The sequence below is a fragment of the Mycobacterium seoulense genome, assembly GCF_010731595.1.
GTDB lineage: Bacteria > Actinomycetota > Actinomycetes > Mycobacteriales > Mycobacteriaceae > Mycobacterium > Mycobacterium seoulense.
Genome location: NZ_AP022582.1, coordinates 2,227,356 through 2,253,622, shown reverse-complemented (window position 1 = coordinate 2,253,622; position 26,267 = coordinate 2,227,356). Strand labels below are relative to the sequence as shown.

Genomic DNA, 26,267 nt, shown 5'->3' with positions numbered 1-26,267 from the left:
GCATGATGTTAACTCTGGACACCCAGCGAGGCTGATGACTCGGGCCAAAAGTCACTACTACAACGGCCAACCGTCACCGCGCGATCGCGATACTTGCTCCGGGCCGCTCCTGGACCGGGCGATCTTCGTTGCGGTACAAGCAAATTGCCCTATTCGACGGGCAAATGTGAGTGTAGGACGCGAATGCCGTCGAAAACGACTTGATACGCCGGGCGGCGCAGGGACTCGATGGTGCCATCGGTGTGCACGATTGCTCCGCCGCCGGAGGGAATGCCGAGCCCGGTGGCCGCTCCTCCCAGCGATTCGATGGTTCGCGCCAGCCGCGCCCACCCGCCTCGCTCATCGTGCGCGTCCACGACCATGGGGACGAGATTGAACACATCGACGAGTTCCGGTGCGGGGGTTTCCGGCGTCGCGACGGCAGCATGGCTTCCGAGCTGGACCGCGCCGGCCGATATACCCACGAGAACCGCGCCTTGGGCGTACCGGCCCAGGATCACGTCCTTCATGCCGGTTTCCTCAAAGGTGTCCCAGCCGAGGCGCACGTCGCCACCCGCGAGGACGATCAGCCGGGCGCCTTCGAGGAAGGCCCGGTCGGCCGCCCCGAACGACGATTCGATCATGCGACGGTCGGTGATTCCGACGGCGTCCACCGCCGCCTCGAAGATTTCGTAGAACTCCGGACGATCCCCGTTGGAGGCACCGATGTAGGCCGCGCTCAGCGGTGCCTCGCGCGCCAATCCCTCGAGGGCCTCCTCGAGGAGAAGTCGGCCCTGCCGCCTCCAGAACAGCAGCTGACTGTCCGCCAGCAGATAGAGCGGCTGAAGTTGCGGTGCCGTCTCAGTCACCGCGGGTGAGTTCCTCGAACCGCGCGAGCGCGGCATCGAGGTCCGCCTCGTCGAAGATTTCGCAGCGGTTGATCAGGTGACCGTCGACGGTCTGGACTTCGATCCCGCGCCACTCGGCATCGAAGCCGTCCTGTGAAATGCCGTGCGCCACATGGGAGCAAACCATGCCGAGGTCAGTCAACCGATGCACGGCTTCGATTCGGAAGGTGAGGTCCGTCGTCAGTTGCCACAAGGAAAGGAGGGATGCGTTGAGACCGCCTTCCTCGAAGATGCCCGGTCGCCGGTGATCGACGTTCACCCAATCCGGCGTCGTCGGAAATAGCTCGCGCCGGTTCATCGCCGCATAGGAACCGGCGATGATCGACCACGTCCGCGCATGGGCGGCCGCCTCACCGGCGACATAGCGAGCATCGAGTTCATCAAAAGCGGCATCGGCGTCGTCGACGTCGAAAAAGACGTGGGCCGCAATTTGCCCGTCGGTGTCGGTCTCGGCGATTCCCAGCAGCTCGATGACGAATTCTCCGCGTTGCGAGTCGGGTTCAAAGGAGCGGATACGAATGAGGGCGAGGCGCTCCCCACGGGTCGCAATGACCGTCAGCGTTACCTGCACGAGGCCCTCGGCCAGGGCTCGCATGTTTGCCATCACGGCGTCGCGACCGTCCCAGACGCCGACATTCACCACCCGGCGGCGATCCTCGACAAGACTATCGTCGGCCAGGATTTCGGCGATCGCCGCCCAATCGCCTGCCGCCGAGCGCGCAAAAAGTTGGTCTTCCGCGCGGCTCGCTGCGTTTTCCAGCCGCCGCGTCGGACGGCTCAGTTCGTCGAATCGGGCAAGGGCGGCGTCGAGCTCCGCCTCGTCGAAGACTTCGTATCGGCTGAGCCGGTCACCTTCGAAGGAAAAAATAGTGATCATCTGCCATTCGGCGTCGAAGCCCTCTTGTGAGGTCCCTTTCACCACTTGGGTGGCGACGGCGCCACGGTCGGTTAGCCGGTGCACAGCCTCGACGTAGACGTGCACCCGCGGCAGAAGGTCCCAACCCGCGCGAACGGTTGTGGCCAGATCGGCGCCCTCGATTGTCACGCCCCGACGATGGTCGATGTAAACCACGTCCGGCATCATCGTTGGAAGTTCTTGCCGATTGAACTGGGCGTGGCCTTGCGCGACCAGCGACCATGTGTGCGCGTACTCGGCCGCTTCGCCGGCGATGTACCGGGCTTCGAGTTCGGCAACGGCGGCGTCGAAGTCGTCGGCGTCAAAGATGGAGTGAACGACCATCCGGTTGTCCCTGTCGATCTCCACGACGCCGACCATGTCCGCGCTGATCTCCCCGGGCTCACATCCCTTGGCGGAGGACCAAATACGAGTGAGGGCAAGGCGTTGCCCGCGAATCGCGAGGATCGTCGAGACAAGGCGCTCGAATCCGACCTCAGCCACTGCCCGCAAGTTTGCGATATTGATATCTCGCCCGCGTAGTACACCGGAGTTGACCACCCGACGGTTGTCGCGCGACACAGCATTTTCGGCGAGTACCTCGGTCATCGCGGTCCAATCTCGCGTCGTGAGGCAGTCCCAAAACCGTTCGCTCACCTGGCTTGCCGCGTTATCCAGGCGGTGTGGCCGCGTGTGCAATTCGTCAAAGCGGGCAAGGGCGGCGTCGAGTTCTGTTTCGTCGAACACCTCGCAATGTTTGAGCATGTCGCCATCAACGATCAAAAAGAGGATCTCTCGCCACTCGGCGTCGAAGCCATCTGGCGAGGTCCCAGTCGCCGAGTGGGTGACGACGGCTCCTTGCGAGTTCAATCGATGCACCGCTGCAATCCGGATAGTCAGGTCAGGTGTCTGATCCAGCGCGCTACGAAGGAATTCGACCAGTTCGCCGGGCGCCCACGCCGCACCTCGACGGTGGTCGATATCGGCGAAGTCCATTGTCATCGAGGGGAGTTGGTGCCGGTTGATCGCGGCGTAAGCCCCTGTTATGGCAGACCACGTGCGTGCGTGGGCGGCCGCCTCCCCGGCAATATAACGCGCGTCGAGTTCTTCGACGGCGGAATCGAAGTCGTCGAGGTCGAACGCGACGTGGGCCGCCAACCGCTCGTCGACGTCGGTCTCAAGCACGCTGAGAAATTCGATATGGAATGCCCCAGATTGCTCGCCTCGCCCGATAATCGACGAACGACAGAGCGCGAGGCGCTCACCGCGGGTGGCGATGACGGCCGACAATATTTTTTCCCCGCCAATCCCTGCAGTGGCTTGACTGTTAGCAACCTCGACATCCCGGCCACGTCGGATCCCGGCGTTCACCATTCTTCGACGATCGTCATCGATCATGTTTTGCGTCATGGCGTTTGCCGTCGCGTTCCAGTCTCTGGCCGCGAAGTGCGCGGCCAAGCGGTCGTACGCCCGGCTCGCCGCATTTTCCAACCGGGGTGTTGGACGGCTGAGTCGGTCGAACAACGCAATCGCGGCGTCGATCTGTGCCTCGTCGAATACCTCAGTACGGCTGATCAGGTCGCCTTCGACCGTGATGACGCTGATCACTCGCCATTCGGCGTGGAATCCATCTTGCGAGGTCTCATGCGCCGCGTGGGTGATGACCACACCGAGATCGGTCAGGCGGTGCACCGATTCGACGAAGCACCTAAGATCGGACGTGGAACTCCATGCGGCGGCCATCAAGGCAGCCATTTCACCGGGCGCGATCGACGTACCTCGCCGATGGTCAGTGTTCACCCAATCCGGCGTTGTCGCAGGCATTTCGCGCCGATTGATCGACGCAAAGCTTTGCGCAACGACGGACCACACGCGCGCATGAGCCGCCGCTTCACCGGCGAGATAGCGGGCATCGAGCTCGGCGAAGGCGGCATCCATATCGTCCGGGTCGTACGCGACGCGTGCCAGTATCCGTTCGTCGGCCGAGGTCTCGACGATAATGAGCATGTCGATGCTGAATCCCCCAAATGGGTGGTGGTCTTCGCCCGAGATGCGCGTCCGGCACAGGACAAGTCGTTCGCCTCGAGTGGCGATGACCTCCGCCGTACTTGTCGTCACCCCGATGTCGGCGAAGACCCGCATGTTTGCGATTTCGACTTCCCTGCCGCGCAGGGTTTCGGCGTTGACGACGCGTCGATGGTCGTCGACAGTCGTATCCGGGGCCAGTAGCTCTGCCATAGCGGCCCAGTCGCGTGCGGCGAAGTAGGCCCGGAAGCGCTCGTAAGCTTGGCTTGCCGCATTTTCCAGGTGCGGGGCCGGCTGACGGAGCTGATCGAAGCTCGCAAGCGCGGCGTCGACGTCGTCCTCTTCGTAAACCTCCGCCCGGGGTCCGTCGGACAGGAACACAAAGGTTCGACCCCACTGCAATTCGTTCCCGTGAGCGTCGGTGCCTTGGATGACGAGGGTGGAGACAAGACCGCGGCCGTCGAGCGCGTGTACTGCCTTCGTCCAATAGCGGGCGTCGGGCACCAGTGTCCACAGCTCCTCTATCGCTCGCCCGTAGTGTTCCGCCGACCCGAACGGGACGCGTCGATGATTGATAAACGTAATTCGCTCGAGCATCGGCCCCGGTTCGTGACGATTGAGCTCCTCAATCGTGTCCATTACGGACCGCAGGACGTTCCGTTGGGCCAGCGCTTCGCCGGCGAGGTAGCGGGCGTCGAGTTCTGCGATGGCTGCGTCGAAGTCGTCGTCATTGAAGACCACGCGCGCCACGAATCGGCCGTCGGGGCCGACTTCGAGGACATCGAGATCGACTGACTGGAATCCATCAGGCCCCTGATCTCGGCCAAAAGTGCGAATACGACTGAGCACGAGGTGCTCGCCACGGGTTGCGATGACCTCTGTCGTGAGTTCAATGCCGACCTCCGCCAGCGCCGAAATTTCGGCGATCAGCGCGTCTGGGCCGTATCGGATACCGGAATTAATTGGGTGGCGACGGTCATCGCTCAAAACGGTGTCGGCCAACAGTTGCCTTACCGCGGACCACTCGCGCGCTGCGTAGCAGACTTTGAATCGCTCGTATAACCGGCTTGCCGCGTTTTCCAGCCGCAGTTCCTTCGGCTGCAGCTTCTCGAACCTCGCGAGTGCGGCGGCCACGTCCGAGTCGTCGAACAGCTCACTACGGCTGATCCGGTCACCGTCGAATATCACGACGTCGGTCACCCGCCACTCGGCGTCGAAACCGTCCGGCGAGGTCCCTGTCGCCACGTGGGTGATCACCGCGCCGAGGCTGCCTAGCCGGTGCACAGCCTCGACGTAGATGCCAGACTGCGACGAGAGTTCCCATGCCGCACGGAGATATGCGCCCAGATCACCCGTACCGATTGGTGCGAGCCGTCGGTGGTCGATGCTCGCCCAGTCGGAGGTCGTCTTAGGGATTCTCCGCTGGTTCAGCACTGCAATCGCCTCCGTAACGAGCGACCAGGTGCGGGAGTACGTGGCCGCTTCGCCGGCGAGGTATCGACGATCAAGTTCGGCGAGGGCGGCGTCGAAATCCTCAAGATCGAAGACGACGATCGCCGCGACGTGCTCGTCCACGTCGACCTCGACGACGTTGAGGGCATCGTTTTGAATCGCGTCGGGATCACTGCCGGAAATGCGAGTGCGAATAAGGGCGAGACGCGCGCCGCGCGTTGCCATGACGCCCAGGATTGTCATCGTTCCGAAGCCGACATCAGCGATCGCACGCACTTCTTCCATCGCGGCATCCCGACCATGCCGCATCCCGGCGTTCACCACCCGCCGACGATCGTCGATGGAATAGTCGTCGGCCGCTGCTGCGGCCAGGGCGTTCCAGTCACGAGCTGCGAAATGCGAGTAGACGCGCTCGTAAGCTCTAGTCGCCGCGTTTTCCAAATGCGATGCCGGGCGGCTGAGCTGGTCGAAACGCGCGATCGCAGCGCCGAGGTCGTCCTCGTCGAATAACTCACAACAGTTGATCACGTCGCCTTCGACAGTCAGAAGGAAGTTTTCGCGCCACTCTGCTTCAAAGCCCTCGCGCGATGTTCCACGCGTTACATGGGTGACGAGCGCTCCAACGTCGGTCAACCGATGCACGGTCTCGATGTAGGTGGTGCCGTCTTGCGCGAGATTCCAAGCGGCGCGCACATATGCGATCAGGTCACCGGGCGCGAACGTCGCGCCTCGCCGATGGTCGATGCTCACGAAGTCCGACGTGGTCGGCGGCAGTTCGAACCTGTTGAGCGCGGCGTATGCCCGCGTGACCACCGCCCATGTGGCGCCGTAGAGAGCTCCTTCGCCGGCGAGGTATCTCGCATCGAGCTGTGCGAGGGCGGTGTCGATGTCCTCGAGGTCGAAGGTGACGACGTTCGCGATCCGGCCGTCGGCGTCGATCTCGACGACATTAAGGGCATCGTTTTCGACCGCGGCCGGGTCGCTGCCGACGGCGCGCACACGTGCGAGGACGAGACGCTCCCCGCGGATCGCCACGGCGCTGACCATCGAGATGCTGAAGCCGACTTCGGCGGCGGCCTGCAAGTCTCTGACCACATCAGCCCGGCTAAGTTGAGTCTCGGCACTCACGACCCGCCGGTGATCGATGCCAACATAATCATCGGCCACGGTGTCAGCCAGGGCGTCCCAGTCGCGCGCCGCGAAGTGTGACCACTCCTCCTCAAATACGCGCGCTGCCGTGTTTTCCAATTGCCTTGCAGGCGAGGGCTCTTCCTCGAATCGGGCGTGCGCGGCGTCGAGTTCGTTGATCGCGGCTTTGATGTCTTCGAGGTCGAACCAAATCTGGAGGCATATCCGGCCATCTTCGTCGATGCCATAAAGCAGGAGGAATTCGTCCTGCGGTGCCCCAGGGCTGACGTCGTCCGCGCCTATCACCAAGCGAGCGAGCGCTAGACGCTCGCCTCGCACGGCGATAACCATTTGGGTGACCCGCATAGGGACTGTCTCCAAAACGCGCCTGTTCACATTTGGAAACTCGCCCGGTGGGACGTCGATCTGTCCAAAGCCGACAATCTTCCGGCGGCTCTCAATGAATCCATCTGGCGCGAACAGCTGCTCGAACTCTTCCCAAGCCTCACGATTTATTGCGGCCGTGACGCGTTCGCCCGCTCGGACGCATGCATTGTCGAGTTCGACAACGCGCGCCTCAGGTGGTGTCGGTAGAGGCGGAACGGCGCGCTCGCCGAGGACGGCCCGAGCCCTTTCGGCAAGCGCCACAGCGCCTTTTCGTTCGTAAAGCTCGACCGCCCGCTCGGCGGCGGACCGAGCTCCCGCGACGTCGCCGGCCGCACCCAAAGCCGTTGCCAGCCCAAGGCATGCGTCGCCATGATCCACCAACGCGTCGGTGCGCTCGGCCAGTGCGACGGCCTGCTCGGCGACCCGCCGCGCCTGGTCGTGATCACCGCGTCGCGACAGCAGGCGCGCCCGAAGGGTGCGCCAGGCGATCGACGCCTTCAACGCGTGCCCGGCGAGACGCTCACTCTCGGCGCACAATTCGTCCGCTTCCGCATCGCGGTCGAGCGCGAGGCACGTGCGACCCAGCAACGCCGCGGTTTCAGCTGTGTCGGCGTCGAGCCCCATCCGACGAAAACCGTTGTAGGCCTTGCGCAGATATTGCTCGGCCGCGGCGGGTTCGTCGACCACGAGCTCGACGATGCCGGCGAACTGCTCGACCTCCAGAAGGGCATGGCGCAGACCGAGTTCGGTGACCGTGCGCCGGGCGGAGTCGATCATTCGTCGCGCTGCCGCAGCCCGCCCGCGGAAGGCCTCCAACACCGCTTGGCAGCGCGTGGAAGTCGCTTCGACCGCCGGAGAGTCGGTGGTGATGCGGAGCAGCCGCACCACGTCCAGGCACCGCCCGCCGGCGCGGGGGACCGGGTTGGGTCCCCACAGCGCTGCGAGTGGCGCTTGTGCCAGTACCGCGTTCACGCGGCGGTGTTCACGCGCGCGCCGCGCCGCCGTGAGGGCCTCGTCCAGGGCGATTTCACAATCCCCGATTCGCCCAAGTCGCGCAAGGCATCCGGCACGAACGGTGTGCGCCTTGGCTTCTCCGGCGGCGTCGCCCAGTTCCGCCAGCTTGCCAGCCGCGGCGCCCACCGCCGCCTCCACGTCGTCCAGCCGCTCCGGGTGCGTCAGCATCGATAGTTGGCCGTCGAAACACGTCGCCCATGCCGCGAGTTGGGCGGAATCAACTGTGGCCGTTTGCAATTGGGAGACCGCACTGGCTGCCGAAGTTACGTCACCCGCCGCCAGCAGAGCCTCGCAACGCGCAATCAACAACTCGGCGGTCTGGTTGTCGCGGTCGGGCAGCTCGTCGTCGATCTCTTCCAGTGCGTGCAGGGCCCGGTCGTAGAGGTCGGCCGCCCCTTCATAGGCGAGTCGGGCCATCGCTTGGTCGGCGGCACGACGGCAGTAGAAGACTGCCTTCGCCGCGTTCCCCGCCCAGGCGCATTCGAAGTAGTGATAGGCCAGCTCGGCGAGCCGCTCATCGTCGGGACCGGGCTCGTTCTCGAGCGTGGCGGCGATGCGCTGGTGCAGCCGCATGCGCCGCACGGACGGCAGTTCGGCGAGCAGCGACTGTCGAACGAGAGCATGGTTGAACCGGTAGCGACCGCCGGGCTCTTCGATGACGATGCCGGCCTTGCACGCCTCGTCGAACGCGTCGACCAAGTCGTCTCCTACCACACGTTCCACCAGTTCCAAGGCGAACCGACTGCCGACGACGGCGGCTGCCGCGAGCGCCTTATTCGCCTCCGCTGGAAGCCGGGAAAGTCGGCGACTCACCGCCTCACGCACGCCCTGTGGCAGGGTGCTCTGGTCCCAGCGGCCGCCGCTTTCATCCACGTGGCGCAGGGCCTCGATCAGAAAGAACGGATTGCCACCGGTGAGCGACGCCAGCGCCCGGGCCAGCTCTTCGTCGTTGTAGCCCACCTCGGCGACGTAGGCGGTCACGTCGTCCTCGTCGAGACCGCTGAGCGCAAGGCGGTTGGCCGTGCCGTCGCGATGGAGGTCGGCGAGCATCGCCGCCAAAGGGTGGGAGCGGTCAAGGTCCGTGCTGCGGTACGTGCCGATGATCTGTACGCGGGCGTGTTCGCCGAAACGCAGGAGATGCCGTAACAGCAGCAGCGTGGGTTTGGCTGCCCAGTGCAGGTCGTCGAGGATCAGGACGACGGGCGCGCTCGCCGAGGCCATCGTCAACAGCGCGACGACGGCGTCGAAAAGTGCGTAGCGCTCGGTGTCCGGGTCGGCGCGGGTCGGCGCGGCCAGGTCTGGGAGGACATCGGTCAGCCCGGGAACCAGTGTGAGCAGTGCCTCCACGCCGCGCAGCCCGCGAAGCCCGCCCCCGCCGAGACACGGCACCAGCGAACGCAACGCCTCCGCGAACGGCTGGTACGGCGCGCCAAGGTCCTCGTCGCATCGGCCGTAGATGACCAGGGCCCCGAGGTCGTAAGCCTGCCGGGCCCATTCACCGGCCAGACGCGTCTTGCCGACACCGGGTTCGCCCGCGATCAGCATTGCGTTGGCGCCGCCGGCAAGCGAGGCCTGCCATGCCGAAGACAGTTGCTCGAGCTCGCGGCCGCGCCCGACGAACGGCCCGCGGCCGGCAAGCACCGCGGGCAGGCTCGGGCGTGGTAGGGGCGCGTCGGTCTCATCCGCCTGACGAGGTTCGTCGGCCGCTTGCAGTCGGAGTTCGAAAACGTGTTCCGGGCGCGCAAGGTTGCGCAGCTGGCGCGTCCCCAGGTCGGCGATTGCCACGTCGTCGGGCAGTGAATCGATGACGAGTTCCGCGGTCGCTCCCGAGCACAGGATCTGGCCACCTGAAGCCAGCGACCGGAGGCGGGCGGCGCGGTTGACCGCGCGGCCGAAGTAGTCGCCGTCGCGCAGTTCGACCTCGCCGGTGTGCAAAGCCACGCGAACGCGCATGGGTTCCCGCAGCGCCCACGGCTCGGAGACGATCGCCTCTTGCAGCTCGATGGCCGCGGCGGCAGCCGCCGAGGGCCGCTCGAAAACCGAGAACGTGGCGTCGCCCTCGCCGCGCGTCTTGATCAGGCGGCCTCCGCGGGACGTGACGACCTGCTCGACGAGTTCGTCGTGCCGCGCCAGCGCCACCGCCATCGCTTGGGCATCCGCCTCCCACGCGGCCGTCGACCCTTCGATATCGGTCAGCAGGAACGTCACGGCGCGAGTCACCGACGAGAGTTGTTGTGCGGCAGGTGCTTCGAGCGCAGGGTCCTGCGCGACGATCGCGGCCTCCAGCCGGCGCAGGTCCGGTCCCGGGTCGACACCCAGTTCCTCGGCGAGCAGCGCACGCGCCCGCTGGTATGCGGCAAGCGCTTCGCCCTGCCTGCCGGCCCGGTACAGCGCGAGCATGAGCTGACCCCAACGCCGCTCACGCAGCGGCGCCTCGGCCACCGCGGCCTCGAGCTCGCCGATGATCTCGGCGGCCCGGCCCGTCGCGAGCAGGGCATCGGCTCGATCCTCCACCAGCGCGGCATGGCCCTCGATCCACCGCGTCTTCTCCGACGTTCCGCGCCGGCCGTCGGGCAGCTCGGGGATTCCGCGCCAAAGGGCGAGCGCCTCCTCGAAGCGGGCCACCGCCTGGCCGGTGTCGCCGGCGGCAGCGGCGTCGCGCGCCAGTCGGGCGGCGGCTTTGTACCGCGCGGCGTCGACCCGGGCCTCGGTAAGCGTCCACCCCGCGCCCGCCGTCAGGACAAAGCCGTCGCCCAGGGTGCGGCGTAACGAGGAGATGTGGGTTTGCAGGGCCTTGGCCGCGGTGCGGGGCGGGTGCTCGCCCCACAGCAGCTCGACGAGCGTGTCGGCCGCCACGACGGAACCGCCGTGCAGCCCGAGCATCGACAGGATCGCGCGAGGTTTGGCGCCCGGGATAGCGACGGGCGCCCCGTCTCGCCGGACCTGGAGAGGCCCCAAAACCCCCAGTTCCACCGATGGAAGCGTACTCATATAAGCCATGGTCGGTGGCGCGATTCAATGCGTGGTCAAGATCGGGTAAAGCCGTGACATCCGGTCTTCAAGGCCGCCGCCGCCTGTAGGGATTGCTCAGGTGAACGGTTAGGTTTGTATCCATGGGCAACGAAGGGGGTGGATCGGCGTTCACCTGGCAGGGCCGGCGCGAGCTGGTGAGCCAGATACATGAGCAACTCGACGAGCTGGTGGCGGCTCGCGACCAGATGGAACATCTGGTGCGGGTCATCAGCGAGGTTGGTTCCGATCTCGACCTGGACGTGACGCTGCATCGCATCGTCAAGGGCGCGATGGAGCTGACCGGCTCCCGCTACGCAGCCCTGGGCGTCCGCGCTCCCGACGGCACCCTGGCCGCTTTCGTCCGCGCGGGCATCGACGAACCAACGGCGCGGCGGCTCGGCGATCTGCCGGTGGGCGACGGCCTGCGCCTCGACGATGTCAGTGCCCATCCGCAGGCGGGCGAGCTGCGGGCCCACGATCCGCCGATGCGGGCGCTGCTCGGGTTACCGATCACGGTGCGGTCGGCCGACTTCGGGAGCCTGTATCTGGTGGACGACCGGCCGGGCCGGGTCTTCACCGACTCCCAGGCGGCCGCCGTGCGGGCGCTGGCGATCGCGGCCGCGGCGGCCATCGACAACGCGCGGCTGTTCGAGCGGGAACGTGAATCGGCGAAATGGACCAAGGCCAGCCGCGAGATCACGACCGCGCTGCTGTCGGGCGACCCGCAGACCGGGCCGTTGCAGCTGATCGTGAACCGGGCGCTGGAGTTGGCCGACGCCGAACAGGCGATTCTGCTGGTGCCCAAGGAGCCGGACCTGCCCGCCGACGAGGTCGACACCCTGGTCGTGGCCGCCACGGCCGGGCGGTACTCCTCGGAGGTGATCGGTCGCCAGGTGCCGATGGACGGCTCCACCACGGGCGGTGTGGCGCGGCGCGGCCTGCCGCTGATCACCGACTCCTTCCAATATCCGATCGAGGGATTCACCGACGTCGGTGAACGCTCAGCGATCGTCATGCCGCTGATCGCCGACGGCGCCGTACTCGGCGTCATCGCCGTTGCCCGCGACCCGCAGCAGTCGCCGTTCGGCGACGATTACCTCGAGCTCGTCAGCGACTTCGCCCGGCATGCGGCCATCGCCCTGGCGCTGGCGGCCGGCCGCGAACATGCGCTCAACCAGGAGCTCGCTCAAGCGGACACCGTCGACGACGCGGTCACCGCCGCGGCCGAGGAATTGCGCCGGCTGTGGCGGGCCCGCCGGGTCCTGGCCGTCACCTTCCCGACCCCCAGTTCCACCACCGAAACCGCCGAGGGCGTACCGCAAGTCGTGTCGGTCGGCGAGGCCGCGCAGTGGAACGACCTGCCGCCGCATACCCAGCAGATCCTGAGCTCGCTGCGCGACGGCGAGTTCCTCACCCCGAGCTCCGGGGAAGCCGGGACGGCGGGCATCGCGCTGCAGCATCCGGAGGGCGTGCTCGTCGTCTGGATCGATCTGGCCGAGCGGCGGCCGTTCACCCTCGAGGACCAGACCCTGCTCACGGTGCTGGCGGGCCGCCTGGGCCAGGGCCTGCAGCGGGTCCACCAGGTCGACCAGCAGCGCGAAACCGCCCTGGCGCTGCAGCACGCCATCCTGGGCCCCGCTGACCTGCCGCACGGCTTCGCGGTGCGCTATCAGGCCGCCAGCGCGCCCCTGCAGGTGGGCGGCGACTGGTACGACGTCGTCGACCTGGACGACGGGCGCATCGCGATGGTCGTCGGCGACTGCGTGGGGCATGGCCTGGCCGCCGCCACCGTGATGGGCCAGGTGCGCAGCGCCTGCCGCGCATTGCTGTTCGAAAACCCCAGCCCGGGGGCCGCTCTCGCCGGGATGGATCGGTTCGCCGCGCGGTTGCCCGGCGCCCAGTGCACCACCGCCGTCTGCGCGGTGCTCAACCCCGAGACCGGTGAGCTGGTGTACTCCAGTGCCGGGCACCCGCCGCCCATCCTGGTCCACGCGGACGGCACCACCGAGATGCTCGACGCCGGCCACACCATCGCGCTGGGGGTACGAGCCGACTGGTCGCGTCCCGAGGCGCGGGTGACCCTGCCGGCGCGCGCGACCCTGTTGCTCTACACCGACGGGCTGGTCGAACGGCGCCGCACGGCGCTGGGGCAGGGCATCTCCCGCGCCGCCGCGCTCGTGCAGGAGGGCCGGGCGTCCACGCTCGACGACTTGGCGAACCAGATCATGTCGGGGCTGGCCCCCGGCGGGGGGTATCAGGACGACGTCGTCCTCCTGCTGTACCGCCATCCCGCGCCGCTGGAGCTGACGTTCCCCGCCGACGTCAGCCACCTCGCCCCGGCCCGAACGGCGTTGCGCACCTGGTTGACTCGGACCCGGCTGGACCCGGAACAGGCGATGAACGTGCTCGTCGCCGCGGGGGAGGCCGTCTCCAACGCCATCGAGCACGGTCACCGCGACAAACCGGAGGGCACGATCAGGCTGGGCGCGACCGCGCTGGTCGACCAGGTGCGGTTGACCATCACCGATACGGGCTCGTGGAAGCCTCCGCAACCGGCCAGCTATCCCCACCGGGGCCGGGGTATCGCCCTCATGCGAGGGCTCATGCACGACGTCACCATCAACCCCGACGCAGCGGGAACCACGGTCCACCTATCCGCGAGGATCACATGATGGCCACGACGCTCACCCTCGACACCGCGCGCCGCACCGACGGGGAATTGATGCTGGTCGCCTCGGGGGAGATCGACCTGAGCAACATCGACGCCTTCGTCCACGCCCTCACCAGCGCCAGCGGCGAGGCCGCCGGTGGCGGCCCGCTCACCGTCGACCTCAGCGGCGTCGAGTACCTCGACAGCGCCGCGATCAACGCGTTGTTCACCCACGCCAACCACATCCATCTGATCGCCCACCCGATTCTGATGCCCATCCTCACCATCAGCGGCCTGACCGAACTCGTCGCCGTGGAGCCCGCGTCACCGGTCGCGGAAGGCTGACGAACTTCGACGCGCTGTCAGGTGTTGTCGGCGATCCAGGTGGCGGTGAAGCGCTGCAGCGCCGGAATGCTCTCTGCCAGATCGGCTTCCATCGACTTTTCGAGCTTGCGGCCGACGAGCGGGATCTTCACCGCCACCTGCACGGCGAAGCGCAGTCGCGCGCCGTTGCCCGCGGGGGCCATCCAGGCTTCCGCGCGGCCCGATCCCACCCCGCCGGACGACACCACGCTGATCTGCCCACGGACCTCGCCGTCGCCGGCCGGGCGCCACGTCTCGCTATGCACGATCTTCAGCTCGCCGGGGATGGCTTTGGCGATGAGCGTCGGCATAACCTGGCGGGACACGTGTTGGGTGGCGCGGATCGCCACCGTGCCGTCGGCGTCGACGACCAGCGAATCCAGCGTCGTGGGAGCGTTGCTGGCTCGAAGGCGGGCCAGCCAGTAGTCCTCGCGGCCGAACGTCGTGTGGATTTGCTCCACGCTGGCCGGCGACTCGATCAGGATGTCGAAGGAACGCGACATGGCACCCATCCTTCCAAAGTGCGCGGCGTCCCGGCTGAGACGCCCGCCACCCGCGTCATGTTTCGAACGTACGTGCGACGGTTATCCCTCCTCGCGGAGGTGGATGATGACGACTGACGGCACGCGGCACGCGCCGAGTGAGAATCCCGAGAAGGACACGTCCCGGTGGGTCACCGGCGACGAGCCGATGACCGGTCCCCAGCGCAGCTACGTGCACACGCTGGCCCAAGAGGCCGGGCGCGACGTTCCCGACGACATGACGAAGGCTCAAGCCTCGGAGCTCATCGACGAGCTCCAGCAACAAACCGGCCGCGGCAACTGACTAACCGGCGGGCCGGCTGCGGATGGTCGGAGGCGTCGGTGTCCGGGGCCGGCTCGCCTTGCGGGCGAGGTCGCCGAACTTGACGCTGACGCGCTGAAATCCCTTGAACCGCTCGGCCTTTGCCTTTTTGGTGTAAGTCTTGCGGTCGGCCGGTGTGAGTTCCGCGTCATCGGTGAATGGAGTGAGCAGAGCGCGCGGGTAAAGCCGTTCCACGAGAACGACATTGATTTCCGCGCACAAAACCAGCGTCGACGAGACCAGGAACAGGAAGGCCAGCAATCCCAGCACCAACGCGAAGACGCTGTTGGTGGCGCTGGCCGTCTTCACCGTGTGCCGGATGTATCCGGCACCGCCCCACTGCAATACCTGCCAAATCGTCGCTGCCGCAAGCGCTCCCGGCAACACCTGGCGATAGGTGAGCCCCCGCGCGGTGGTCACACGAAACGCCACGAGGCAGATCAGAGCGTTGATCCCCACCGCGACCAGAGCGACGCCGATCTTTCCGAACACGCCCAGCGCTCCGGTAGCCTGGCCGGCCGCGGACAGCGCGGTGGCGGCCATGGCCGCCGAGCCGAGGACCACCAACAACACCAGGCTGCGCAGGCGGGAACGGAGCGGGTCCGGACGGTTGTTCCTCGGTACGGCCCATACCGAGTCCATCGCGTTCTGCACCGCCTGACCGACCCCCAGGCCGCCGTACAGCGCCCCCGCGACGCCGACGACCACGGCGACGGTCCCTCCGCTGAGGCCCGCGGGCTGATGGAGCTGGCTGCCGATCACCGGGAACTGGCTCAACGTGCTGTGCAGCACCTGTTCCTGCAGATCGGGGCGGCCGGCCAGGACCACCCCGAGGCCCGTCGTCAACAGCAGCAGCAGGGGGAACAGCGACACGAACCCGTAGTAGGTGATCAGGGCGGACAGGTACCCGCCTTGGTCATCGAGGTACTTGTAAATCACGGCGATCGCCACGCCCGCGGCGCGGTTTCGTCGCTGCAGCCTGTCCAGCCAGCCGACCATCTCGTGCTCACTTCGTTTCTACGGAAGCGGATACCCCCCGATGGGATTGCCAGGTGATACCCGGATCCGGCGACGATCAATCGCGGGCCGTGCACGTCCGCCTCCCCATGCCAAGATGGGGCAATGGACGACGACATGCGTTCGGAGCGTGAATTCAACCAGCACAACATCGAGGAATTCCGCCGCAACGGGGGCAAGGTCGGCGGGCAGTTCGAGGGTTTCCCGTTGCTGCTGTTGACCTCGACCGGTGCGCGAAGCGGTGCGCAGCGGGTGAACCCCGTCGCTTACTTCGACATCGACGGCAAGCTCTATATCGTCGGCTCCGCCGCGGGCCGGGACAACAACCCCGCCTGGGTGCACAACATCCGCGCCAACCCGCGGGTGACGGTGGAGATCGGCTCGCAGGCCCCCAAGCCGGCGACCGTGCGCGAATTGTCGTGCGACGAGCGCGATTTCGTGTACGGAGTCGTCGTCGAGCGAGCGCCGGGGTTCGGCGAGTACCAGGAGCGCACCGACCGGGTCATCCCGGTCTTCCAACTGGTCACCGAATAACAACACCGCCAACGGGTCGCGTGCCGCAAAATGATGTGCATCGTGTCGCCGGCCGGGAGGAGACCGACATGACAATCTCGGCGATGAGTGCGGTGCGGGGCTGGGCATTCGGCGCCGTCGGGCTCGCATTGGCGATGTTGGCTGCGATCGCGATTTCGGCGCCGGCGATCGGCCGGGCCGACCCTAATTGCGCTGCGGGATTTGTGTGGAGCGTGGACCAGAATCAATGCGTGCCCGGGGTCCCCGCCGTGAACGGACCGGGCGGACCCGGTGGGCCTGGCGAACCGGGCGGAGCGGGCGTTCCGAGCGGATCAGGCGGACCCGGTGACCCGGGCGCGCCCGGCAATCTTGGTCCGCGGTCGGGCCCCTAGCCCCGAGCCGCGGTCACCGCGGCGACCTTCGCGAAACGCTCGGGAACCAACCGCCCCCCGCGGTCGTTATAGTGGCTAAGTATCGCTTTCACTCCGAGGGGGAACAGGCGCATGCCACGCACAGACAACGACTCTTGGGATTTGGCCACCAGTGTGGGCGCGACGGCCACGATGGTGGCCGCGGCCCGGGCGATCGCGACCAAGGCCGACAACCCGCTGATCCACGACCGGTTCGCCGAACCGCTGGTCCGCGCCGTCGGTGTGGACTTCTTCACGCGATGGGTCGATGGCGACCTTGTCGGCGCAGACGTCGACGACCACGAATCCGGCTGGAAACTCGAGCACATGCCCGCCGCCATGGCCGCCCGGACCCGGTTCTTCGACACCTTCTTTCGCGACGCGGCGCAAGCCGGAATCCGTCAGGCCGTGATCCTGGCGTCCGGCCTCGACTCGCGCGCCTACCGGTTGGCGTGGCCCGCCGACATGGTGGTGTTCGAGATCGACCAGCCCGAGGTGATCGAGTTCAAGACCACCACCCTGGCCAAGCTGGGCGCCGCCCCACAGGCAGACCTGCGCACGGTGGCCATCGATTTGCGGCGCGACTGGCCGAAAGCCTTGGTGGAAGCGGGTTTTGACCAGAGCCGCCCGACCGCGTGGATCGCCGAAGGCCTCTTCGGCTACCTGCCGCCAGACGCTCAGGACCGCCTGCTGGACAACATCTCCGCGTTGAGCGCCGAAGGCAGCAGGGTGGCTGTCGAGGCCATCCCGGACCGGCCGCAGCAGGACGTCGAGAAGGCGCGGGAGATGATGCGCAGGGCCACCGCGAAATGGCGCGACCATGGCTTCGAGCTTGATTGGGAGGAGCTGGGTTTCGAGGGTGAACGCAACGACGTCGCCGAGTACCTGAACAACCTCGGCTGGCAGACGGTCGGCACCAGGATGAGCGAGCTGTTGGCCGGCAGCGGTCTTGCGGCGATTCCGCAGACGAACGACTCGGTGTCCGTCGCCGACACCGTCTATTACAGCTCCGTTCTGGGCAAATGACGGCGCCGAGCCGCCGAGCGTTCAACGACGCCGTCACGCGGCTGTGGGGCTTCCTGGCCCCGGCCTACGATCTGCCGTTCCTGCAGCGGTGGGTATACCGCCCGCCGCACGATGAGGTGATTGCGCAGCTACGGGCTCACCAAGCCCGCAAGATCGCCGATATCGCCTGCGGCACAGGCATCCTCAGCGACCGTATCGCGCGCGAGCTGCAGCCCGACGAGATCTACGGTGTCGACATGTCCGACGGCATGCTCGCCCAGGCGCGTGCCCGAACCGACCGGGTGCAGTGGCTGCGGGGGCCGGCCGAACAACTGCCCTTCGACGACGGTGCCCTCGACGCGGTGGTGACCACGTCGGCGTTCCACTTCTTCGACCAGCCGGCGGCGTTGCGCGAATTCCACCGTGTGCTGGCACCCGGCGGGTTGGTGGCGGTCGCGGCCCTCAGTACGCGGCAACCGCAGCTACAAGCGGCCTCGACGAGTAGATGGAAGCCGCAGCACAATGCGTCGCCTGCGGAGATGCGGGCGTTGTTCGAAGGCGCCGGGTTCGTCATCGGCGATCAGCACCGCATTCGTCGGCCGGTTTGGACGCGGGTCATTTCCGACCTGATCACGGTCGGCACCAAGGGCTGACCGGATGGTCAGGCGGCGGACTTGCTCACGACCCGCGGAGCCGGCTGCGAGAAACGCTCGCAGCGACCGGCGTACACCACCCGGGAGGGTCGATAGGCGGGGGCCGGCCGGGCGGCGGTGGCTACACATCGTTGAGCGACGCGCTGCTGCCCGGGCTCAATTGCTCGTTCGATGAAATCGGCGGCGATCCACCCGGCGCCGAATATCGCCGACGCGACACCGAACTGAAGTGGCGAGCCGGCGGCGAGCGCGACCAACGCGCAGATTCCCGACATCACGGTGACGACGACGGTGGTCGCATAGAGCGGGGTCGCGCGAGGGTCTCGTGCGTGCCCCCGAATTCCGGGCGTGAAGTCAGGTGTCGGCATCGCGCCTCCTCTTACGTCGATCGCTCAGCTGCGGCAGGTGCGGAATCCCCAAACCGTGACCTCGATGTTTCGCGATCGAGACACTTCAAACGAGGGCCGTACGGCATCGATGAGGTGGCGTAGGGCCCCCACCAAGAGGCCGAAGGTCCCACCAGCCCAACGCCCGCGCGCCTTCTCCGATCGCCGTAGCCGGGTAAGCGCTGGGTCGCAAAGTGATTCGTCCGCTTTGCAAGCTTGCGGGGCGCCCATCGCGTAACAGCACAACGCCCGCCTCGCCGAATGGCGAAGCGGGCGTTGTGCTCACCGCTGTCTACAGCGGAATCCAGACTCCGAAGAACCAGAACCCCCACTGATTGAATCCGGGATCCCAGACGGGAGTCTCCTGGTATCCCCAGTAGTTGATCGGGCCATATCCCCAGTGGCCACCGGGCGGCGGGAGCGGCCTGTCCCAGTCGGGACGGGGCGGCTGCCCGGGTCCCCAAGGCGCCGGCCCGTCACCCCACGGGGCCCCGCGGAAGTAACCACGTTGTGGATCTCCGTGCCACGGGCCCCCGGGTCCGCCCGGCCCACCGGGACCACCCGGATGATCGAGGTCACCAGGTCCGCCGGGTCCGCCCGGTCCGCCCGGTCCACCCGGAGGTCCGCCCGGATGGCCGGGGCCGCCCGGGCCACCGGGCCCACCCTGGGGTCCACCCGGGCCGCCGGGTCCGCCCGGTCCGCCCGGACCGCCGGGTCCACCCGGGCCACCGGGCGCGTTCGGCGGATGAATGCCTCCGGGAGCCGGCCCACCATGATTTCCCGCCGGACCGGGCGGTGGTCCGCCCGGAGCGGCGTTGGCCGCACCGGTACCCATCCCCAGCGCGGCGGCCCCAAGGGCGCCCGCGACGGTGATCCCCCCAAGTAATTGCTTAAGTTTCATAGTCCTTCACCTGTCGAGCCGCTGGTGAATTCCTCAGAATCCCCCCTTACACAAACGACCCTAAATAGCTTTTCTATGCATCGGCTGTGAGCGGCCCATGCGGAACTTCTGGGGCGCGCCGACCTGCGTGTTGGGTAGCGGAAGGACGGCCGGCACGGGGACTCGCGATGAGGCCGAGGACCCCCGCGCATGAGGCTTTGGCAAGGCTACGTTGACTAGTCGGGCCGGTCTTTGATGTATATCGTTGCGGCCGTGTCGAGTCCGTCGCATCCGCATCCTGCCGAACCGCATCAAGGGTCGGTGTCGTCGAGGTTGAATTGGCTGCGCGCCGGGGTGCTGGGCGCCAACGATGGAATCGTCTCCACGGCGGGCATCGTCGTGGGGGTCGCGGCGGCGACGATAGAACGCGCCCCGGTGTTGACCGCCGGTAGCGCCGGACTGGTCGCCGGAGCGGTGTCGATGGCGCTGGGCGAATACGTGTCGGTCAGCACCCAGCGTGACACCGAGAAGGCGCTGTTGCACAAGGAGCGCCAGGAACTGCGCGACGATCCGGCCGCCGAGTTGGACGAGCTTGCCGCCCTCTACGAAGCGAAAGGCCTGAACGCGGCGACCGCCCGCACCGTCGCCGAGGAATTGACCGACCACAATCCGCTGCTCGCGCACGCCGAAGTCGAACTCGGGATCAATCCCGAGGAACTGACCAACCCCTGGCAGGCGGCGTCGTCCTCGGCGCTGTCGTTCGCGGTCGGCGCCTCCTTGCCGCTGGTCGCGATCCTGGTGCCGCCGGCCGCGTGGAGGATCCCGGTCACTGTCGCGGCGGTCCTCATCGCGCTGGTGATCACCGGGGCGGTGTCGGCGGGTTTGGGCGGGGCGCCCAAGAGCCGGGCGGTGCTCCGCAACGTCATCGGGGGCGGGCTCGCATTGTCGATCACCTACGCGATCGGCCACCTGGTAGGTGCGGCCATCGCCTGAGGGTGCAATGCCCTTGCTCGGCCACAGAATTGACCTCAGACAGGTCGGCCCGTTGCCACTGGAACGCGAACCGTAATATCTACTGTTGCCATCCTCACATGAGGGATCCATCTCCGGGCGGAGCGTCCTGCATTGACCGAAACGAATTGCGTGCCGGATGACATTGCCGAAGCGGCGCAGACGCCGTACTTCTCGCGCGATGAAAGCCGTTTCGTGCCAAATCAGATCGGCCGCGGTGGCTGGGGTCCGTCGCTCAGCGGGCATGTGGTCGGCGGACTGCTGGGCTGGGCGGTCGAGCGTGCAGTCGACGACCCGCAGCTGTTACCCGCCCGGCTGACAGTCGACCTTCCCGCACCGGCAGCGCTGGAACCGATCGAGCTGAGCACCACCGTGCACCATGATCGCCGGCGGCTACGCCTCGTCGAGGCGGTCCTCACCCAGGGAGGCTCTCCCGTCGCGCGGGGGAGCGCGCTGTTTCTGCGGCGCGGCGCGCAGCCCGAGGGGCGCGTCTGGTCCCCGGAAGTGCAGATGCCGCCGTTGCCCGTCGATGACGGTGTCCAGCCGTCGCTGTTCATGCGCACCTACGGCTGGGGCGCCGAACTGCAAAATCCCGACCCCGACTGGGCCGACACCTTCGGACCCAAATACACCTGGCTGCATGAGACACGATCGCTCATCGACGGCGAACCGCTCACTGCCTTCACCCGCGCGGCCATGGCGGCCGATATCACGGCTTCCCTTGCCAATTGGGGAACAAACGGTCTGCAGTTCATCAATGCCGACTACACGCTCACGCTGAGCCGGCTGCCGGAAGGTCCTCACATCGGCATGGCCTCCCTAACCCATTACAGCCACGACGGGGTGGCCACCGGATCGGCCGTCCTGGTCGACCGCAACGGTCCCATCGGCAGTGCGGTGTCGGTCGCGATAGCGCACTCCGGATTCCGCCCGGCACAGGTCAATTCGACGAACGAATGAGCCGCGGAAGCGACGTCACCTACTGGGCATTGATCGCCGGCGCGGCGCAAGCGGCATCGGCCCGGCCGCTGCTCGCCGACGACCAGGGGCGCAGCCTGACCGCACGTCAGTTCCACGATGCCGCCTGCGCGACGGCCGCCGCGTTCGCCGACCGCGGGATACGCGCGGGAACCGTCGTGTCCTGGCAGCTACCGACCACGCTCGAAACCATGGTCGTCATGGCGGCGCTGGCCCGGCTCGGTGCGGTGCAAAACCCGATCATCCCGATACTGCGAGAACGCGAGGTCGGCTTCATCACTGACCAGCTGTCCTCGGAATACCTGGTGGTTCCCGAGGTTTGGCGCGGTTTCGAGCACGGCGCGCTGGCGCGGGCCCTGGCAGCGACTCGCGGCTTCGAGGTCATCGCCGTCGACTTGACGACGCCGCCGGTCGACGGCGAGCTTCGACTGCCCCGCGCCGGCACCGATGCGCTACCGCCCCCGCCCACATCCGCCGGCGACCCGCGGTGGGTCTATTACTCGTCGGGAACGACAGCGGCGCCCAAGGGGATTCGTCATACCGACGCGTCGGTGATCGCCGGTGCCTCGGGGCTGGTCGGCACGATCGGCATCACCGACAGCGACGTCGACCCCATCGCCTTTCCGGTCGCCCACATCGGTGGGGCCGTGATGCTGGCCGCCGCGCTGCAGACCGGCATGCGGCTGGCCCTGTTCGAGGTGTTCGACCCGGCGACCACACCGTTTTCCATCGCGGCGCACCACCCGACTTTTCTGGGCACGGCGACCCCGTTCTTCGTCGGCTTCCTCGAGGCCCAACGAGCCCACGGCGACGAGCCGTTGTTCCCCTTCCTGCGCGGCTGCCTGGCCGGCGGTGCGCCCATCACCGCAGAACTGGGCCGCCAGATCCGGGAAGCCTTCGGCCTGCCCGGCATCGCCAACGCGTGGGGCCTCACCGAGTTTCCCGTGGCGGCCTCGCCGTCGCTCAGCGCCTCACCCGAGTCGCTCGACCACACCGTCGGCAAGCCGACACGGGGCGTCAGCGTCCGGGTGGTCGGGGGGGACGAAGCCGAACTGCCCGCCGGGCAGGAAGGGGAGCTGCGGCTCAAGGGGCCCCAGTGCTTTCTGGGTTACGCGGACGCCGCGCTCGACGCCGACGCCTTCGATAAGGACGGTTGGCTTCGCACCGGCGATCTCGGACTGCTCGACGAGGACGGCAACGTCCGCGTGACGGGTCGCATCAAGGATGCGATCATCCGCAACGCGGAGAACGTCTCGGCCCTCGAAGTCGAGAATGTGCTGGCCACCCATCCCTCGGTCGCCGACGTCGCGGTCATCGGCGTCCCCGACCCGCGCACCGGCGAGCGGGTCTGCGCGGTGGTGGTGCCCGCTCCCGCCGAGGACGTGTCGTTGGAATCGCTGGTGCGGCACTGCCATTCGAACGGATTGAGCCGCTACAAACATCCCGAGCGGCTGGTGGTCGTTGATGCGCTGCCGCGCAATCAATTCGGCAAGGTCATCAAGAAAGACCTCCGCGAAGCCTTCGGGTGATCTTGGAAGAACGTCACGAGAACAGTTCGGGGTTCCCGGCGATGTATTGCTCGACACTCAACGCTGGTTGCCCCGTTAACCTTTCGACGTCATCCGTGGATCTGTCGTAGCGACCCGCCCGGTGCAGCAGCGCCATCGTGGCGAGGTGTTGCTGAAGGTGCGCGGGCAGATTCAGGGGTTTGAGAACCTCGTCAACCCATCTGTCGTGCGGGATATCGGCGCCGGTGATCGGCCGGCGCAACGCGCGGGCGTACTGCGCAGCCAATCCAGCAATGTCGAGGCTTTCTGGACCGGTCAGTTCGTAGACCTGCCCGATGCACTGGGCCGGGTCCATCAAAACGGTTGAAACGACTCGCGCGACATCGCTGGCGGCGATCGGCGACGTGCGGCCCGTACCGAAGGGCAGCGCCAAAACGTTTCGCTCCCGGATCGAGGGAACCGCAAACTGCGTGAAGATCGGATTGTCAAGGAATGTCGTCGGTCTGATATGCACAACCGGCACCCCGGACCAATTCAGCACGTGCTCGGCCAGAAAGTGCAAGCGATGCTGGCGAGACTCGCCCACGCTCGTAAGTGTCATCTGCGAGACCGTCATCTGTGACATGTTCAGGAGGACCTCGAGGCGGCGCGATTCCAGCGCCGCGTCGCAGATGACCACCGTCGCCTGGAGGTAGTCGGGTGAGACGCTCATGGAAAAGAACATGCGATCAACGCCGGCCATGGCGTCGACGACGTTCTGCGGATCGGTGAGGTCGCCGACCACCACCTCGGCGCCCAAGTCGCGCAACGGGTCCGCCCGCGCGTCATCGCGGTGTACCAGGGCGCGCACCCGTTCCCCGCGCCGCCGCAGCTGTTCGATCACCAGCCGGCTCACCCCAGCGGTCCCGCCACCGGCGCCGGTGACCAGATGCAACGGCCCCGTCACGATCGACGACCAATCACCACTCGGCGACTCCAGCTTTTCATCCGCCGCTCCTAGCGCCCTGACGGTAACCAGTGGTCAAAGTGTAGGCCCTCTGTCGTCGACGGCGTAGCGTACAAAACGCACGCCAGGATGTCAGTGTGGCGCCGGGCCATGCCCGACTCGAAGGGGCACCGCAGCGCATCCGGCCCAACCGGACTTCGAACGGAGGCACGCCATGACGTATGCGGGTAAGGACTACTACCCGGTGTGGTTGGACAACCTGGCCGACGACGTCACGCTCGAAGCCGCGGCGATGGACGGCACCGCCCAGGGAACGAAAGACGTTGGGGCCATTATGGTCGTCGCCCGCCAACAATATGAGAATCAGGTGTTCCGCTACGCGGGGCCCTGCGGCGACTACGGATTCGTCGAGGACTACACGGCCGAGGTTCGCGGCACACCTACGAGGGTGATCGTCCTGGTTACCTACAACGCCGCAGGGCAGACCCAGCGCATCGTGGTGAACCACCGGCCACGCAGCGCGCTGCTGTCCTTCTCGCGCTTGATGCGCGAGAAGTTCGCTGGCACAGCTTTAGTCAAACATTGGGAAGGTACCCCGTAGGGGCACAGCGCTTCTCGCTAGAAGATCCTTGAGCTGCCGTCGAGAAAGAAGGCGCCAATGACCACAGTTCGCGTTGCCGCTGTGCAAATCAGCCCAGTGCTATACAGCCGCGAAGGCACCGTGGCCAGGGTCCTCGCAAAGATCGACGAATTAGCCGGCCAGGGAGTGAAATTCGCGACGTTTCCGGAAACCTTTGTTCCGTATTATCCGTACTTCTCGTTCGTGCAGCGTCCGTTCGAGATGAGTTCTGAACAATTGAGGTTGATGGCTGAGGCGGTGACGATACCGTCGCCGGCGACGGACGCGATCGGTGCGGCCGCCCGCCGGGCGGAGATGGTGGTTTCGATAGGGGTGAACGAACGTGCCGGCGGCTCGCTGTTCAACACCCAGTTGCTCTTCGACGCCGACGGCACTCTGATTCAGCGCCGTCGCAAGATCAGTCCGACGTACCACGAACGGATGATCTGGGGACAAGGCGACGGTAGTGGGCTGCGCGCTGTCGACAGCGCCGTCGGTCGCGTCGGTCAGCTGGCCTGCTGGGAGCACTACAACCCGCTGGCCCGGTTCGCCTTGATCGCCGACGGCGAACAGATCCACTCCGCCATGTTTCCGGGATGCTTTGGTGGCGAGTTGTTTGCCGAACAGACGGAGATCAGCGTCCGCAATCACGCCCTTGAATCCGGCGCTTTCGTTGTCTGCGCGACCGCCTGGCTCGACGCCGACCAGCAGGCGCGGATTGCCGCCGACACGGGCGGACCCATCGGCCCGATCTCTGGCGGCTGCTTCACCGCGATCATTTCCCCGCAGGGCGAGCTGCTTGGCACACCGTTGCGGTCCGGCGAGGGCGAAGTCGTCGCTGATGCCAATTTTTCACTGATAGACCGGCGCAAGGCGCTCATGGACGCCAGCGGACACTACAGCCGTCCCGAACTGCTCAGTCTGCGAATCGATCACACACCCAGGACGCCCATCCAAACCGAAAACCATGAGCACCGGCCCATGGTTGACACGGAGACGATGGACGACGCCGGCCTCTGACGTGGAAACCCCGGGGCTATAACCCCTTGGGCGCGTCGCGGACGGCCTGGACCGCCGCCGGGTCGCCGTCGAACTCGACTCGCGCGGATCGCCCGACCGAGAACAGCAGCAGCTCCTCGGGCGCACCGGTCACCGTGACGGCGGGGCCGCGTCCCGCGGTCAGCAGCGTCTTGCCTTCCGGGGTCCGCAGCGCCACCCGGCCCGGCACTTTGGCGAGCGTGAGCCGTGCCATCAACGGCAGCGTGCGGCGCAGCCTGGCGCTCAGCTCGGGGTCCAGGGTGCGCGGCTGCCACCCAGGCTGCGCCCGTCGCACGTCCTCGTGGTGGATGAACATCTCGGCGACGTTGGCCACCGGATCGAGAAGCTTGAGCGGCGAGTAGATCGGCGGGCCGGACGCGACCTTGTCGACCAGCTCGTCCCACTCCGCCTGTTCGGCGACCTGGTTCTGCACCTTCTCGGTGTGCGACGCGAAGAACGGGATCAGGATGCCTGGAGCGGCGTCGGGCCGGTACTCCCGGATGACGAGGTGGGCGGCCAGGTCCCGCGCCTTCCACCCCTCGCACAGGGTGGGCGCCTCCGGCCCGGCGGCGCGCATGGTCTCCACGAGGGCGGCTCGTTCGCGTTGAGCAACGGACATGTCTTCAGCGTAGAGGCCGACGCGACGA

19 protein-coding genes are annotated in these 26,267 nt (G+C 66.9%); 11 read left to right on the top strand and 8 right to left on the bottom strand.

The window, feature by feature from the left end; genetic code table 11:
* Positions 1–149: 149 nt before the first annotated feature.
* Together G6N37_RS10385 and G6N37_RS10380 are read right to left on the bottom strand one after the other, a co-directional pair.
* The gene (locus G6N37_RS10385; RefSeq protein WP_232075402.1) at positions 150–848 is read right to left on the bottom strand and encodes a Type 1 glutamine amidotransferase-like domain-containing protein; all 699 of its coding nucleotides are present in this window, start codon (positions 846–848) and stop codon (positions 150–152) included.
* A complete protein-coding gene (locus G6N37_RS10380; RefSeq protein ID WP_232075400.1) occupies positions 841–10,761 on the bottom strand; it encodes a BTAD domain-containing putative transcriptional regulator in 9,921 nt (3,306 codons plus the stop codon). The genes G6N37_RS10385 and G6N37_RS10380 overlap by 8 nt, the downstream gene beginning before the upstream one ends.
* Before the next feature lie 140 nt (positions 10,762–10,901).
* Here G6N37_RS10380 and G6N37_RS10375 point away from each other — a divergent pair, with 140 nt between their 5' ends.
* Positions 10,902–13,472 (top strand): SpoIIE family protein phosphatase, encoded by a 2,571-nt coding sequence (locus G6N37_RS10375; protein ID WP_163679534.1) that lies wholly within the window; start codon positions 10,902–10,904, stop codon positions 13,470–13,472.
* Entirely contained in the window at positions 13,472–13,795 is a 324-nt protein-coding gene (locus G6N37_RS10370) for an STAS domain-containing protein (protein WP_163679531.1), read from the top strand. The genes G6N37_RS10375 and G6N37_RS10370 overlap by 1 nt, the downstream gene beginning before the upstream one ends.
* A 17-nt stretch (positions 13,796–13,812) precedes the next feature.
* On the opposite strand, the gene G6N37_RS10365 is transcribed toward G6N37_RS10370, so the two are convergent.
* Positions 13,813–14,316 carry a DUF2505 domain-containing protein gene (locus tag G6N37_RS10365; RefSeq protein WP_163679528.1) on the bottom strand — a complete coding sequence of 168 codons (504 nt, stop codon included), beginning with the start codon at positions 14,314–14,316 and terminating at the stop codon, positions 13,813–13,815.
* A gap of 106 nt (positions 14,317–14,422) precedes the next feature.
* Between G6N37_RS10365 and G6N37_RS10360 the strand changes: the two genes are divergently transcribed.
* Positions 14,423–14,638 carry a DUF3072 domain-containing protein gene (locus tag G6N37_RS10360; RefSeq protein WP_163679525.1) on the top strand — a complete coding sequence of 72 codons (216 nt, stop codon included), beginning with the start codon at positions 14,423–14,425 and terminating at the stop codon, positions 14,636–14,638.
* On the opposite strand, the gene G6N37_RS10355 is transcribed toward G6N37_RS10360, so the two are convergent.
* The gene (locus tag G6N37_RS10355) at positions 14,639–15,655 is read right to left on the bottom strand and encodes a YihY/virulence factor BrkB family protein (RefSeq protein ID WP_163679522.1); all 1,017 of its coding nucleotides are present in this window, start codon (positions 15,653–15,655) and stop codon (positions 14,639–14,641) included. It abuts the gene before it with no gap.
* Between the two features lie 123 nt (positions 15,656–15,778).
* Here G6N37_RS10355 and G6N37_RS10350 point away from each other — a divergent pair, with 123 nt between their 5' ends.
* The 3 genes from G6N37_RS10350 to G6N37_RS10340 all read left to right on the top strand — a co-directional run bounded on the left by G6N37_RS10350 (position 15,779) and on the right by G6N37_RS10340 (position 18,254).
* Positions 15,779–16,207, top strand: a complete 429-nt coding sequence (locus tag G6N37_RS10350; RefSeq protein ID WP_163679518.1) for a nitroreductase family deazaflavin-dependent oxidoreductase — start codon at positions 15,779–15,781, stop codon at positions 16,205–16,207.
* A gap of 482 nt (positions 16,208–16,689) precedes the next feature.
* A complete protein-coding gene (locus G6N37_RS10345; RefSeq protein WP_163679515.1) occupies positions 16,690–17,622 on the top strand; it encodes an SAM-dependent methyltransferase in 933 nt (310 codons plus the stop codon).
* Complete coding sequence (locus tag G6N37_RS10340) at positions 17,619–18,254, top strand: class I SAM-dependent methyltransferase (RefSeq protein ID WP_163679512.1); 636 nt, start codon at positions 17,619–17,621, stop codon at positions 18,252–18,254. Before G6N37_RS10345 ends, G6N37_RS10340 begins: the two co-directional genes overlap by 4 nt.
* Positions 18,255–18,262: 8 nt before the next feature.
* Here G6N37_RS10340 and G6N37_RS10335 read toward each other — a convergent pair whose 3' ends face one another.
* Positions 18,263–18,622 carry a hypothetical protein gene (locus G6N37_RS10335; protein ID WP_163679509.1) on the bottom strand — a complete coding sequence of 120 codons (360 nt, stop codon included), beginning with the start codon at positions 18,620–18,622 and terminating at the stop codon, positions 18,263–18,265.
* A 310-nt stretch (positions 18,623–18,932) separates the two neighbouring features.
* Positions 18,933–19,541, bottom strand: coding sequence for a chitin-binding protein (locus G6N37_RS26190; protein WP_163679507.1), 609 nt, complete (start codon positions 19,539–19,541; stop codon positions 18,933–18,935).
* 234 nt (positions 19,542–19,775) lie between these two features.
* On the opposite strand from G6N37_RS26190, the gene G6N37_RS10325 reads away from it, so the two are divergent.
* From G6N37_RS10325 to G6N37_RS10315, 3 genes are all read left to right on the top strand, one after another.
* A complete protein-coding gene (locus tag G6N37_RS10325; protein WP_174813813.1) occupies positions 19,776–20,513 on the top strand; it encodes a VIT1/CCC1 transporter family protein in 738 nt (245 codons plus the stop codon).
* Between the two features lie 132 nt (positions 20,514–20,645).
* The gene (locus tag G6N37_RS10320; RefSeq protein WP_276066129.1) at positions 20,646–21,491 is read left to right on the top strand and encodes an acyl-CoA thioesterase domain-containing protein; all 846 of its coding nucleotides are present in this window, start codon (positions 20,646–20,648) and stop codon (positions 21,489–21,491) included.
* Positions 21,488–23,038 (top strand): class I adenylate-forming enzyme family protein, encoded by a 1,551-nt coding sequence (locus tag G6N37_RS10315; RefSeq protein ID WP_163679503.1) that lies wholly within the window; start codon positions 21,488–21,490, stop codon positions 23,036–23,038. Before G6N37_RS10320 ends, G6N37_RS10315 begins: the two co-directional genes overlap by 4 nt.
* A 13-nt stretch (positions 23,039–23,051) precedes the next feature.
* Here the strand turns inward: G6N37_RS10315 and G6N37_RS10310 are convergent, their stop codons facing one another.
* On the bottom strand, positions 23,052–23,951 hold the full coding sequence (locus tag G6N37_RS10310; protein WP_163684865.1) for an NAD(P)H-binding protein: 900 nt from the start codon (positions 23,949–23,951) through the stop codon (positions 23,052–23,054).
* A gap of 226 nt (positions 23,952–24,177) precedes the next feature.
* Here G6N37_RS10310 and G6N37_RS10305 point away from each other — a divergent pair, with 226 nt between their 5' ends.
* Both G6N37_RS10305 and G6N37_RS10300 read left to right on the top strand, forming a co-directional pair.
* Entirely contained in the window at positions 24,178–24,564 is a 387-nt protein-coding gene (locus G6N37_RS10305; RefSeq protein WP_163679501.1) for a hypothetical protein, read from the top strand.
* Positions 24,565–24,621: 57 nt separating this feature from the next.
* On the top strand, positions 24,622–25,602 hold the full coding sequence (locus G6N37_RS10300) for a nitrilase-related carbon-nitrogen hydrolase (RefSeq protein WP_163679499.1): 981 nt from the start codon (positions 24,622–24,624) through the stop codon (positions 25,600–25,602).
* A 16-nt stretch (positions 25,603–25,618) separates the two neighbouring features.
* Here the strand turns inward: G6N37_RS10300 and G6N37_RS10295 are convergent, their stop codons facing one another.
* Entirely contained in the window at positions 25,619–26,239 is a 621-nt protein-coding gene (locus tag G6N37_RS10295) for a TIGR03085 family metal-binding protein (RefSeq protein WP_163679497.1), read from the bottom strand.
* Positions 26,240–26,267 lie beyond the last annotated feature (28 nt).